Source organism: Saezia sanguinis, assembly GCF_003991585.1.
Taxonomy (GTDB): Bacteria; Pseudomonadota; Gammaproteobacteria; order Burkholderiales; family Burkholderiaceae_C; genus Saezia; species Saezia sanguinis.
The window spans coordinates 213,902-227,636 of sequence record NZ_PQSP01000003.1; the positions used below are offsets into that span (position 1 = coordinate 213,902).

Consider the following 13,735-nt stretch of genomic DNA (forward strand, 5'->3'; position numbering starts at 1 on the left):
TTACCTCCTTACACTCACATCCAGCGTGGCATCAGCCAGCAGTTGCACACACAAATCCGCATATGACAGACCTGTGGCCCGTGCCGCCATCGGCACCAGCGAATGGCTGGTCATCCCTGGCGATGTATTCACTTCCAGCAGATATGGCTTTCGTGTATGGCGGTCAATCATCGCATCCACCCGCCCCCAGCCGCGACACTCCAGCACCTGGTATGCCTGCACGGCCAGTTGTTGCAAAACTTCTGTTTCCCCTTGCGGCAGGCTCGCCGGGCATTCGTACTTGGTATCATCCTTGAAGTATTTATGCTCATAGTCATAATTACCTTCCGGCGCCACAATGCGAATTACAGGCAATGCCTGCGCTGCCTTGCCGCTGCCGATCACAGCACAGGTCACTTCATCGCCTTCAATAAACTGCTCACACAGCACATGACCGTCAAAACGGCTGGCATCGTCAATTGCCGCTTTCAGCATGTCGGCTGCAAGCACTTTGGTCACGCCAATGGATGAACCTTCGTGCGCCGGCTTGACAATCAAAGGCAGTTTCAGTTTGCTCACAATGCCAGCCAACACCGCTTTATTCACCTCGCTGGCACGCACAATTTCATAAGCCGGGGTTGGCAAACCATCGGCCAGCCAGATGCGCTTGGTCATCACCTTATCCATGCTGATAGCTGAAGCCATCACGCCTGAACCGGTATAAGGAATTCCCAACACCTCCAGCGCGCCCTGAATCACGCCATCTTCGCCATAGGCACCATGCAGGGCAATGAAACAACGGCTGACGCCAAGCTGTTTCAGCGACCAGATATCCTGCTCTTTAGGGTCAAAGCGGTGTGCATCCACTCCTTTGGACAACAGCGCGTCCAGCACGCCCTGACCAGACATCAAGGATACTTCGCGCTCGCCTGACCAGCCGCCCATCAGAACCGCTACTTTGCCAAAAGCTTTTACATCATGGGTCATGCTTTTACCCCTTCCTGATTACCGGCATCCGGTTTCCATCTTTTTTGCGCCAGTTCCATGACACTTCCTGGAACATTGCCAATCGACCCGGCGCCCATGGTCAACACCACATCATCGGCCTGAACCGAATCCAGAATCGCTTCAGACATTGCGCTGACACCATCCACAAAAACCGGCTCTACTTTCCCGGCCACCCGCACAGCACGCGCCAAAGCGCGCCCATCTGCCGCCACAATAGGCTCTTCGCCAGCGGCATACACTTCTGCCAGCATCACCACGTCAGACGTACTGAGCACTTTGACAAAATCTTCAAAACAATCGCGTGTGCGTGTGTAACGGTGCGGCTGAAACGCCAGTACCAGGCGCCGCCCCGGAAATGCCCCGCGCGCCGCAGCAATGGTTGCCGCCATTTCCACCGGATGGTGGCCATAATCATCAATCAACGTAAAGACGCCACCCGTGGGCAATGCCACATCACCATAGCGCTGAAAACGGCGCCCCACACCACCAAACTTGTCCAGCGCCGAAGCAATGGCTTCATCCGGTATTTCCAGTTCCGTGCCGATGGCAATGGCTGCCAGCGCATTGTTCACGTTATGCAGCCCCGGCAGATTCAACGTAATCGGCAGGTCAGGCAGTTGCACACCATTGCGGCGAATCGCCGTGAACTTCATCCGTCCGCCCGGCAATGCTTCAATATCCACCGCCCTGACCTGCGCTGCTTCATCCTGCCCATAACTCACTACGGGCCGGGAAATCAACGGCAGCACAGAACGTACACCCGGGTCATCAATGCAGACAATCGCAGCACCATAAAACGGCATGCGGTGCAGAAAGTCCACAAACGCCTGCCGCAGCTTGACCACATCATGCCCATAGGTGTCCATGTGGTCGGCATCAATGTTAGTGACCACCGACATGACCGGATTCAGGTTCAGGAAAGAAGCATCCGATTCATCGGCTTCCACCACAATATATTCACCGCCACCCAAACGCGCATTCAGGCCAACACTGTTCAGCTTGCCGCCAATCACAAAAGTCGGGTCCATGCCTGCTGACGCCAGCACGCTTGCTACCAGGCTGGTGGTGGTGGTTTTGCCGTGTGTGCCGGCAATCGCAATCCCTTTACGCAGGCGCATTAGTTCCGCCAGCATCACCGCCCGCGGCACCACCGGAATACGCTTATTGCGCGCTGCAATCACTTCCGGGTTGTCGCCATGAACTGCTGTTGAGGTCACTACCGCATCGGCATTTTCAATATGCTCGGCCGCATGCCCGATCCACACCTTGGCGCCCATGCTGCGCAGTTGATGCACTGCCGCATTCTCAGCCAGATCGGAACCGGTCACGGTATAGCCCAGGTTTTGCAGCACTTCCGCAATGCCGCTCATGCCTGCACCACCAATACCGACAAAATGAATATGCTCAATGGCATGTCTCATAATTTCACTAGCTCCTCACATGCATCCGCCACTTTCTGCGCTGCATTCAGTTTGGCCTGAGCATGGGCTTTCTGTGCCCGCTCCATCAACTCGTCCCGGCTCAAGGACATCAGCCATTGCGACAGCCCGGCAGCGGTCAATTCACTTTGCTGCACAATCCAGGCCGCTCCCGCTTTCACCAGAAACTGCGCGTTGGCTGTCTGATGGTCGTCCACCGCATGCGGAAACGGTACAAACAAAGCGGCCGCGCCTACTGCTGCAATTTCAGTCACGGTACTGGCCCCCGAGCGCGCAATGATCACATCCGCATCGGCATAAGCCTGTGCCGTGTCTTCAATGAACGGTGTCAAATCAGCCTGTACCCCTGCGGCCGCATAACTGGCACGCAATTCATCAATCTGCTTGGCACCGCTTTGATGCACGGTCTGCGGACGCTGCGCCTCAGGAATCAAGGCCAGCGCCTGCGGCACCATGTCATTAAGTGCTCTGGCCCCCAGGCTGCCGCCAACCACCAACAGTTTCAAAACACCGGTGCGGCCCTGAAACTGCTTTTCAGGCGCTTGCTGCCGGGTAAACTCTGCTCGTAGCGGGTTGCCCACGTATTCGCCTTTTGGAAATACATCCGGAAAAGCGGTGAATACCCGTTTGGCAAATTTTGCCAACACCTTGTTTGCCAGCCCGGGAACAGAGTTCTGCTCGTGCAGAAACAAAGGCTTGCCACGCAAGACGCCCATCATGCCGCCAGGAAACGTGATGTAGCCACCCAGCCCAATCAATACATCAGGCTGCACACGGCCCACAATGCGAAACGCACCGCAAAACGCTTTCAGCAAACGCCAGGGCAGCATCAGCTTGGTTACCAGCCCTTTGCCCCTGAGCCCGCCAAACACCAGCGCTTCAAAAGCAAAACCCTTGGGCACCACCAGCTTTTCTTCCATGCTGCCCGGAACGCCCAGCCAATGCACCTGCCAGCCACGCTCGCGCAACGCTTCAGCCACCGCCAGCCCGGGAAAAATATGTCCCCCGGTACCGCCAGCCATAACCAGCGCCGTTTTTGCGGGTGTCTGGTTCCGTTGGCTCATTTGCTTTCTCCCCGCATCATCGCGCGGTTTTCCATGTCAATGCGCAACACCATGCCAATGGCAATCAGATTCATCAAAATGGCTGACCCGCCATAACTGATCAGCGGCAAAGTCAGCCCTTTGGTCGGCAACGCGCCCAGATTTACGCCAATATTGATAAACGCCTGAAACCCCATCCAGAGCGCCACACCCTGCGCCACCAGACCGGCAAACACCCTATCCAGCGCAATGGCCTGTCGGCCAATGTAAATCATGCGCCGCGTCAGCCAGAAGAAGGCAATGATCATCGCCACCACGCCAATGAAGCCCAGCTCTTCCCCAATCACCGCAACCAGAAAATCCGTATGCGGCTCAGGCAACCAGTTCAGTTTTTCCATGCTCGAGCCCAGCCCGACGCCAAACAGCATGCCACGCCCCAGCGCCATCAATGCATGTGTTAACTGATAGCTCTTACCGAATACATTCTGTGCGCTCCACGGGTCCAGATAGGCAAAAATACGTTCCCGCCGCCAGTCAGACAGCGCAATCATCAGCACAAACGCCAGCACCAGCACCGCCGCCATTAAAAAGAACATGCGTCCGTTAACACCGCCTAAAAATAAAATACCCATGGAAATGATGGCAATCACCAGAAAAGCGCCCATATCCGGTTCGGCCAAAATCAGGCCGCCCATCAGCGCAATTGCCACCACCATGGGCGTGACGGCCCTGAAGAAGCGCTCCTTCACTTCCATCTTGCGTACCATGTAGTTGCTGGCATACAGCACCACAGCAAACTTGGCCAGCTCTGACGGCTGGAAATTCATCACCCCCAGAGAAACCCAGCGTTTGGCACCATTGATATCGCGCCCGATGAACAGCACCAGAATCAGCCCCACGATTGAGAGCATGAAGATCCACGGTGCCGCTTTTTCCCACAGCTTCACCGGAATCAGCAGCATAAAGCCCAAAGCAACGGCACCTACACCAATGGAAATTGCGTGCTTAATGAGAAAATAGAACGAAGACCGGCTTTCAAAGCGAGGACCGTCTGACAGCGCCACCGTGGCGGAATACACCATTACCGTGCCAAATACCAGCAGCCCGATAATGACCCACAGCAGCGTCTGATCAAACCTGTGCACCCTGGACTGGGTTGTGCTCTGCGGCAACCAGGCACTGGCGCCACCACGCACAGGAATCACCACCTTATCTTCGCCGGTACCGCCCAGCCAGCCCTGCAACCGGCTCCACAGTCCGCCAGAGGTTGCGGTTCTTGACACTGTCGCCATTACTGCCAGCCCCCCATCACCTGCCCCTGGTCTTCGGCCAGCTCATGCACGGCATTGACAAATGCCTTGGCACGCTCGGCGTAATTTTTGAACATATCCAGACTGGCACACGCAGGCGACATCAGCACCACATCACCAGACACTGCTTCCTTGGCGCACAGGCGCACCGCTTCATCCATCGAACCGGCATGCAGCATCGGCACACCGGTATCTGCCAGTGCGGCTTCAATAACAGGCGCATCACGCCCGATCAGCACGGCTGTGCGCACATGCTGCTGCACCAATGGAACCAAAGGCGAAAAATCCTGCCCCTTGCCGTCTCCACCCAGAATCACCACAATGCGGTGGTCCACACCCAGGCCGGCCAGAGCCGCCACGGTGGCCCCCACGTTGGTGCCCTTGCTGTCATCAAAATACTCAACGCCATTGACAATCGCCACCGACTCAACACGGTGCGACTCGCCACGGTATTCACGCAGGCCAAACAGCATCGGCGCCATTTCACACCCGATGCTGCTTGCCAGCGCCAGTGCCGCCAGCGCATTGGATGCGTTATGCCGCCCTCTGATGCGCAACGCATCCACCGGCATTAAACGCTGCCATGCGACAGCCTGAGCATCCATGCGTGTTTCATCCGCCGCTGCCGCCTGAACCAGCCATGGAAAGCCGCCATCGTCTGCAATGCCGAAATCTCCTGCCACCACCGGAACATCCAGGCCAAATGTCACCATGCGTGGCGCCATATCTTTAGGCTGGCTCTTGGAGCGGCCACGGCGCTTGGTCTGGCTGTCGGCTTCTGCCACCTGGGCCTGCGGTTTAAAATCCATAACCATCGCATCATCACGGTTCAACACACGCGTGGTATGGGCACCAAAGATATGCCCCTTGGCAGCCGCATAAGCCTGCATTGAGCCATGCCAGTCCAGATGATCCTGCGTCAGGTTCAAAATTGTTGCTGCAGCCGGATCAAAATTCTTAACACCATCCAGTTGAAAGCTGGAAAGCTCCAGCACCCAGACTTCAGGCAATGCATCGGCATCCAACTGCTGCGCCAGCATATCCAGCATGGCAGGGCCGATATTGCCCGCAGCCATCACCGATTTACCGGCACGCTCAACCAGCAAAGCCGTCAAAGCGGTTACCGTTGTTTTGCCATTGGTGCCTGTCACGGCAATCACCTTGGGCACATAACCTACCGGCTGCGGTGGCACCGGAACAAACACCGGCTCATCTTCCGTATCGTCCGAAGTCTCTTCAAATTCACCGTCCGGCAGCTCTACCACAATACCGCTGTGATCACCATCTGCCAGGTTCTCATCAAAAGCCGGGGTCATGCCTTCTGCCAAAACATCGGCTGTTGTCGTTTCCGTGCCGGCTGCCAGCACATCAGGCTCTGAAGCCAACTGCAACATTTCTTCTGCTTGCTGCCGCAACTGTTCCTGATGAATCTGGGCCAACGCTTCTGTAAACAGCTCCAGCTCACCCATCACTTCAATATCCTGCTCATGCGCAGCCTGCAACAGCGCCTTCACATCCGCCTGCCCGGGAAACAGCCCCGGACTGCGCAAAACACGTGTTATCCTCTGGCCCTCTTTGGCAGCCAGCAAACGGGCGGCATCCAGCGGGCCGCTGATAAACTCGACATCCGGAACCAATGCACGCAAATCCTGCAAACCGGGTGGCGTTTCTCGTGTATCTGCCACACGAATCACTGCCCCACAGCGCACTGCCCAGCGCGCCATGGAAAGCCCGGAAATACCCAGACCCAAAATCAGCAATTGTTGTCCTTGCAGATACTGCACTCTTTACCTCAGCTTCAACGTTGACAAACCAATCAGACACAACAGGATCGTAATGATCCAAAACCGGATCACGACCTGCGTTTCCTTCCAGCCGGATTTTTCAAAGTGGTGATGCAACGGCGCCATTTTCAACAACCTGCGCCCTTCGCCATACACCCGTTTGGTCATCTTGAAATACACCACCTGCGCCATCACCGAAAGTGCTTCAGCCACAAAAATGCCGCCCATGATCGCCAGAACAATCTCTTGACGCACGATAACGGCAATAGTTCCCAGCGCTCCACCTAAAGCCAGTGCGCCCACATCACCCATGAACACCTGCGCCGGATACGCATTGAACCACAGGAACCCCAGGCCAGCCCCGGACAAGGCACCACAAAACACCAGCAGTTCCGTTGCACCCGGAATGTGAGGAAACAACAGGTAATTGGCATATGCCGAACTGCCCACCACATAGGCAAACACACCTAAAGCCGCACCCACCATCGCCACCGGCATGATCGCCAGCCCATCCAGGCCGTCAGTCAGGTTGACGGCATTGCCGGTTCCGACAATCACCAGATATGTCAGGATAATGAAACCGGCCACGCCCAGCGGATAGCGCACGGTTTTGAAAAACGGCACGGTCAGGTCGGCATGATCCGGCAGATCCAGCGTAAAACCGGATTTCACCCAATTAATAAACAGTTCAAACACATGTTCATTGGAGCCGCCAGATACCGCAAATGCCAGATAAAAGGCCGCCATAATACCGATGATGGACATCCACAGGTATTTGTCACGCGAACGCATGCCTTCAGGGTCTTTATGCACCACCTTGCGCCAGTCATCCATCCAGCCAATCGCACCAAACCCCAGCATCACCGCCAGCACCACCCAGATAAACCGGTTGGACAGATCGGCCCACAGCAAAACAGACAGCGTGATGGAAATCAGAATCAGCACCCCGCCCATGGTAGGGGTGCCGCTTTTGACCAAATGCTCCTGAATGCCATAGCTGCGAATCGGTTGCCCAATCTTCAAAGACGTCAGATAACGGATCACCCATGGCCCGAAAAACCAGCCGATGAACATGCCGGTCATGGCAGCCATGACCGCCCTGAACGTCAGGTACTGGAACAGGCGCAAAAATCCCAATGCCGGGAACATATCCTGCAGCCAGGAGGCCAGACTAAGCAGCATGGGCACCTCCTTGAGTAACTGCAGAAGACTTGTCGCGTAACTGCTGTACGACACGCTCCATGCGCATAACCCGTGAACCTTTCACCAAAATACTGGCATAACGCCCAACTTCATCGGATAAAGCGGCAGCCAGTTGTACGGCATCATCAAAATGCCGGGCGTCATCACCAAAAACCTTGACCGACTCTGCCACCAGCGGCCCGGCGCCCCAAAGTGCCGCCACACCGCGCTCGCGTGCATACGCACCCACCTCGCGATGGAACTCGGCCCCCTGTGTGCCCACTTCGCCCATTTCACCCAGCACCAGCAAGGCCGGCTGCGGCAAAGCCGCCAGCACGTCAATGGCGGCACGCACAGAATCCGGGTTGGCGTTATACGCATCGTTAATCAGAGTGACCTTGCGTCCTGCAAACTGCACCACCTCAACCTGTGAGCGACCACTAACGGGCACAAATGCATCCAGCCCGGCACCAATCGTCTGCAACGGCACCCCGGCACTCTGTGTGCAGGCGGTGGCTGCCAGTGCATTTTTCACATTATGCAAACCGGCACAATACAGCCTGCACTGAACGCTGTCTTGCTGCACATGCAGATTCGATTGCAGCACCAGTTGCCAGGCATCCTGATCCCACCCGGCCTGCGCAGTCACATTCGCCTGATGCGCAGCATCCAGTGCAAAGGTTGCCACAGAGCGCCCATGCGCCATGTCCTTCCACAGCGGGGTATATGCATCATCTGCCGGAAAAACGGCGGTACCGCCTTGCGGCAGTGCATCAATCACCCGCCCATTCTCATGCGCCACCGCTTCCACCGTTTTCATGAACTCCTGATGCTCGCGCTGGGCATTGTTCACCAGAGCGATGGTCGGTTTAACGATGGTGGCCAGATAATCAATCTCGCCAGGATGGTTCATACCCAGTTCAAACACAGCCACTTCATGATGGGCACGCAAACGCAGCACCATCAACGGCACGCCAATGGCATTGTTTAAATTGCCCTGCGTTGACAGTGCCGCATCACTCTTCCACAGGCGCAAAATGCTGGCAATCATCTGTGTGGTGGTGGTTTTGCCATTGCTGCCCGTTACCGCAATCACAGGCAATGACCAGCAGGCGCGCCAGCCACTGGCAAGTGCTCCCAATGCTTTCAGGCTATCGGCAACTTCCAGCCCGGCAACACCGGCTTCAGCAATGCCTCTTTGTGCCAGCACGGCAACGGCACCCTGCTCTTTGGCCTGTGCCAAAAAGTCATGCGCATCAAAATTTTCACCCTTTAATGCCACAAACAGGTCACCTGCCTGCAATGTACGGGTATCGGTATGCACGCGCGAGAACACCATATCGCCGTCGCCATGCAAACGTGCGCTCACGCCTTGCGACTGCAACAACGCCTGCGCCTGCCTGAGCGTCATCATGCCGTTGGCAGGCAATGCTTTTTGATCTGGCTGGCGTAAAGTGTTCAGCACCTGGGAGGCCATTTCGGCATCAGAAAAAGGGTAGCGCACGCCTTTCACTTCCTGATAGCTCTCATGCCCTTTTCCGGCAAGTACAACCACATCCTGCGCACTGGCATGTTGCAGCGCCCATGCAATGGCCTGGCGCCTGTCAACCTCAACATGCACATGCTCACCTGATGCAATCCCTGCCACAACCTGCTGGATGATGTCAAACGCATCTTCATGGCGCGGGTTATCACTCGTTACCACCATGTCATCAGCATATTGCTGCACCACATGCCCCATCAGGGGTCGCTTGGTTGCATCGCGGTTACCACCACAGCCAAACACACACCACAAGCGCCCGCCACGCGCCTGCGCCAGCGGATGCAATGCCTGCAACACATTCGCCAGCGCATCCGGCGTGTGTGCATAATCCACAACCACCTTGGGCACATCCTCGTGTAGGGCAAATACATTCTGCATACGCCCCGGCACTGGCGTCAGTGCGCTAAATGCTTGGGCAATCTGATGCAGGCTGTAACCCATGGCGCGTAAAGCACCGGCAATTCCCAATAAATTGGATACGTTATAGTCACCCATCAGATGGGTTTGAACCTGCACCTGCTCAGCGCCTTCGGTCAGGACAAAATGAATGCCCGAATCGGTATGCGCCAGGTTCCTGGCCTGTAAGCGTGCCTGCGGGTGCCCCAGGCGCGAATAGGTATACAGATTATCTGGGTTCCAGGTGCCGGCAAGTTCCGCCGCCAGTTCTGCACCATGCGCGTCATCCACATTGATCACGGCAGACTGCAGCCCAGGCATATCAAACAAACTGCGCTTGGCCTGCCAATACGCCTGCATGCTGTGGTGATAGTCCAGATGGTCCTGCGTCACATTGGTCAGTAACGCCACCTTGACACGGATGTTGTCAAAACGGTGTTCTGCCAGCCCGATGGAAGATGCCTCCATGGCGCAGGCCTTCACGCCCTGCCCGACCAATGAACGCAACACCTGATGAATACGGATCGGGTCCGGCGTCGTCAGGGCCGAAGGCTCCAGATGATCCAGCGTGCCAACGCCCAGCGTTCCAATCATGCCGCAGGCATGATCAAGCACGGTCAACGCCTGTGCCATCCACCACGCTGTTGATGTTTTGCCATTGGTTCCAGTAATCGCCAGCACATCCAACTGTTCGCTGGGAAAACCATAGTAATGCGCCGCAATGGCAGCCATGGCTGTTTTCAGCCCGGGGTACAAAGCCACGCGTGAATCCTGATGCCAGGGCCACTGGTGCGCCTCATGCTCTTCCACCAAACACGCTGCCGCCCCCTGGCTCAAAACCTGTTCCACAAAACGACGGCCATCCACGGCTGCCCCCGGCCACGCGATGAAGCCATCGCCAGGCATAACCTGACGACTGTCCACGCTCAAATGGCCGTTTTGCACCTGTTGATGCAGCCACTCGGCAGCCAGCAAAGGTGTGCGCACGATATTCATGGCTGCCTCCTTGCCGCCTGCTGCCCCTGGCCTGTGCCTGCTAACTGTAACGGCTGGTCAGGCAACACCCCCAGCAAACGCAAAGACTGCTGCACCACCTGGGCAAATACCGGCCCGGAAACAGCACCGCCGTAATAAACACCGTCGCTGGGCTCATCAATCATCACGGCCACAACGATGCGAGGCTGGTTGATCGGCGCAATGCCCACAAACCAGGAACGGTACTTGCCTGTACCGTAACCGCCAGCGCCTGATTTGATGGCCGTTCCGCTCTTGCCGCCAACGGCATACCCTTGTGTTTGCGCCTTGGTCCCCGCACCGCCAGGCAAAGTGACCATGTGCAGCATTTCACGTATTTCTGCGGCCGTCTCGGGTGTGAATACACGCACGCCCTGCACCGGATGGTCATTGCGCAACAAAGACAATGGAATGATATCGCCATCACGGGCAAATGCCGTATACGCATGTGCCAGTTGCAGCAAAGATACCGACAGGCCATAACCATAAGCCTGCGTTGCCTGCTCAATCGGGCGCCAGCTCTTGTAGGGCCGCAAACGACCCAATGCCGCACCCGGAAAACCGATCTGCGGCTTTTGCCCGAAGCCCAATTCCGTGAATGTTTCCCACATTTCACGTGGCGTCATCTGCATCGCAATGCTCACCACGCCGATATTGCTGGACTTTTGAATGACCTGCTGCACAGTCAACTGAGGATAATTGGCCACGTCACGGATCACCTTGCCACCCACCACCACACTGCCCGGCGAGGTTTTGATCACTGTCGTCGGCTTGACAATGCCCAAATCCAGCGCACGGCCCACCACAATCGGCTTCATGGTGGAACCCGGCTCAAACGTATCGGTGACAGCACGGTTGCGCAGGGAGGAGCCCTGCAGATTTTCACGTGTATTGGGATCGTAGCTGGGGTAATTTACCAGCGCCAGAATTTCACCGGTCCGCACATCAATGATCACAATGCTGCCGCTTTGAGCCCGGTGCAATTTAACGGCATCACTCAACAATTGATAGGCATAATATTGAATGCGCGCATCAATGGAGAGCTGGATATCCTTGCCATTGACCGGATTGACCCGTTCTTCTGCAGAGCCAACCGGCCTGCCCATGCGGTCCTGAATAAAGCGCTCCGATCCGGCCTTGCCCACCAGCAGGTCATTGAACGCGAGTTCCATTCCTTCCTGGCCCAGGTCTTCCACATTGGTAAAACCAACCACGTGCGCGGTTGCTTCCTTGCCCGGATAACTGCGCTGGTACTCATTACGTGCATAAATACCTTTAATCCCTAACGCCATCACCTGCTCAGCCAGCTCGTGCCCGGCCAAGCGCTTGAGCCATACAAACTCGCGCTTGCGCTCTCCTGAGCCCGGATCCAGCCTCACACGCAGTGCATCCTCACTCATCCCCAGCAGGGCGGCCAATTGCTTCATTTGTGCGTCTGTGATATGGAGCTCGGCAGGAGACGCCCACAAACTGGGGGTTTCAATGCTGAACCCCAGCGGAATGCCGTTGCGGTCCTGAATCACGCCGCGGCTGGCTGGCAGCGGCAAGGTACGCACATAACGCATATCCGCCTGGTTCTGGTAAAACTCATACTGATAAAGCTGAATCCAGGCTGCACGCGCTGTCAATACCGTAAAGCCCAGCGCCAGGCACACAATGATAAAGCGTGAACGCCATACCGGCGTGCGTGATGCCAGCAACGGGCTCTTGGTATAGTACACACCATGGCTACTCATGATGTGCCTCCTCTTCACGGATACGCACATTCAGCGGCAACTGCGGCACATATCCGGCAAGCGCACGCTGGTCCCTGGGAACAAACTCCGTCACACCCAACGTCGCCGGCACCATCTGCAGCACAGCGTGTGCATTTTGCTCAATGCGCCCCGGCGCTACCAGGCTCTGGCGCTCCTGCTGCAGGCGTTTGTAATCCAGATCCAGCTCATTCTGTGCGGTGTTTTCACCCGCAAGCGCTGTATACAGCAAACGCCCCTCGTGTGTGGAATACACCAATGCCAACCCACTTGCCAGAACAGCCAATAACAGAAGCACATTGAGCTTGGTCATGCGCGCCTCCTGCCCTGGCGGGAATGTGAGCCACCCTCAACAACGGCCAAAGCCTCGGTGCGCAGTGCAACCCGCATGATGGCAGAGCGGGCCCGCGGGTTTTGCTGCACTTCCTGCTCGGAAGGTCTGAAACGCCCCAGCGTTTTCAGCAGTGGTTCGGGCGGCTGTGCAAAAGGTGCGCGGCGATCAGGTTCCTGGCGCGAATGTTTCGCCATGAACTGCTTCACGATTCTGTCTTCCAAAGAATGAAAACTGATCACCACAATACGCCCATGAGGTTTAAGCACAGATAATGCCGCGTTTAAAGCTGATTCGAGCTGCGCAAGCTCCTCGTTGACCTGGATGCGCAGCGCCTGAAACGTGCGCGTCGCAGGATCCTGGCCTGGCTCACGGGTTTTGACAGCCGCGGCCACGAGCCTGGATAGCTCTCCTGTAGTGCGCACAGGTTCCCCACTTTCACGCCGAGCAACAATCGCCTTTGCAATCGATACAGCAAACCGTTCTTCGCCATAATGACGTATCACCTCTGCAATGCGCTGCTGGTCAGCGCGCTCAAGAAAATCCGCTGCACTTTGCCCATGTTCGGGATCCATGCGCATGTCCAGCGGCCCATCAAAACGAAAACTGAAACCACGTGCTGGGTCATCAATCTGAGGTGAACTCACCCCCACATCCAGCAACAGGCCATCCACCGACTGCGGTGCCACCCATTGGTCAATCTGTGCAAACTCGGTACGCTGGAACGTCAGCCTCGCATCATCAATCTGTGCCGCAGCCAGCTCGGCCTGCGGGTCGCGATCCAGCGCCAGCAACCTGCCCTGCGGCCCCAGGCGTGACAACAATTCACGCGTATGACCGCCACGGCCAAACGTGCCATCCACATAAAAACCGTCAGGATGCGTCATGACGGCGTCAACCGCCTCCTGAAGCATCACCGTCTGGTGTTCGAGGGATTGTTGTGTCAACATCA

The 13,735-nt window shown here is 56.6% G+C and carries 10 protein-coding genes; all 10 read right to left on the minus strand.

Annotation, left to right across the window (positions count from 1 at the left end):
- From CUZ56_RS08045 to rsmH, 10 genes are read right to left on the minus strand one after another with little or no spacing between them, the layout of a single operon-like run.
- Positions 1-966 carry a D-alanine--D-alanine ligase gene (locus CUZ56_RS08045; protein ID WP_126979865.1) on the minus strand — a complete coding sequence of 322 codons (966 nt, stop codon included), beginning with the start codon at positions 964-966 and terminating at the stop codon, positions 1-3.
- The gene (gene murC / locus CUZ56_RS08050; RefSeq protein WP_126979866.1) at positions 963-2,408 is read right to left on the minus strand and encodes a UDP-N-acetylmuramate--L-alanine ligase; all 1,446 of its coding nucleotides are present in this window, start codon (positions 2,406-2,408) and stop codon (positions 963-965) included. Before murC ends, CUZ56_RS08045 begins: the two co-directional genes overlap by 4 nt.
- Positions 2,405-3,490 carry an undecaprenyldiphospho-muramoylpentapeptide beta-N-acetylglucosaminyltransferase gene (murG, locus tag CUZ56_RS08055; protein WP_126979867.1) on the minus strand — a complete coding sequence of 362 codons (1,086 nt, stop codon included), beginning with the start codon at positions 3,488-3,490 and terminating at the stop codon, positions 2,405-2,407. The genes murC and murG overlap by 4 nt, the downstream gene beginning before the upstream one ends.
- A complete protein-coding gene (gene ftsW, locus CUZ56_RS08060) occupies positions 3,487-4,761 on the minus strand; it encodes a putative lipid II flippase FtsW (protein ID WP_126979868.1) in 1,275 nt (424 codons plus the stop codon). The genes murG and ftsW overlap by 4 nt, the downstream gene beginning before the upstream one ends.
- Entirely contained in the window at positions 4,761-6,563 is a 1,803-nt protein-coding gene (gene murD, locus CUZ56_RS08065) for a UDP-N-acetylmuramoyl-L-alanine--D-glutamate ligase (protein WP_239442275.1), read from the minus strand. Before murD ends, ftsW begins: the two co-directional genes overlap by 1 nt.
- 3 nt (positions 6,564-6,566) lie before the next feature.
- Complete coding sequence (gene mraY, locus CUZ56_RS08070) at positions 6,567-7,745, minus strand: phospho-N-acetylmuramoyl-pentapeptide-transferase (RefSeq protein WP_126979869.1); 1,179 nt, start codon at positions 7,743-7,745, stop codon at positions 6,567-6,569.
- Complete coding sequence (gene murF, locus CUZ56_RS08075; RefSeq protein ID WP_126979870.1) at positions 7,735-10,680, minus strand: bifunctional UDP-N-acetylmuramoyl-L-alanyl-D-glutamate--2,6-diaminopimelate ligase MurE/UDP-N-acetylmuramoyl-tripeptide--D-alanyl-D-alanine ligase MurF; 2,946 nt, start codon at positions 10,678-10,680, stop codon at positions 7,735-7,737. Before murF ends, mraY begins: the two co-directional genes overlap by 11 nt.
- Positions 10,677-12,434, minus strand: coding sequence for a peptidoglycan D,D-transpeptidase FtsI family protein (locus CUZ56_RS08080; RefSeq protein WP_126979871.1), 1,758 nt, complete (start codon positions 12,432-12,434; stop codon positions 10,677-10,679). Before CUZ56_RS08080 ends, murF begins: the two co-directional genes overlap by 4 nt.
- Positions 12,427-12,765, minus strand: a complete 339-nt coding sequence (ftsL, locus tag CUZ56_RS08085) for a cell division protein FtsL (protein ID WP_126979872.1) — start codon at positions 12,763-12,765, stop codon at positions 12,427-12,429. The genes CUZ56_RS08080 and ftsL overlap by 8 nt, the downstream gene beginning before the upstream one ends.
- A complete protein-coding gene (gene rsmH, locus CUZ56_RS08090) occupies positions 12,762-13,733 on the minus strand; it encodes a 16S rRNA (cytosine(1402)-N(4))-methyltransferase RsmH (protein ID WP_126979928.1) in 972 nt (323 codons plus the stop codon). Before rsmH ends, ftsL begins: the two co-directional genes overlap by 4 nt.
- Positions 13,734-13,735: the final 2 nt, after the last annotated feature.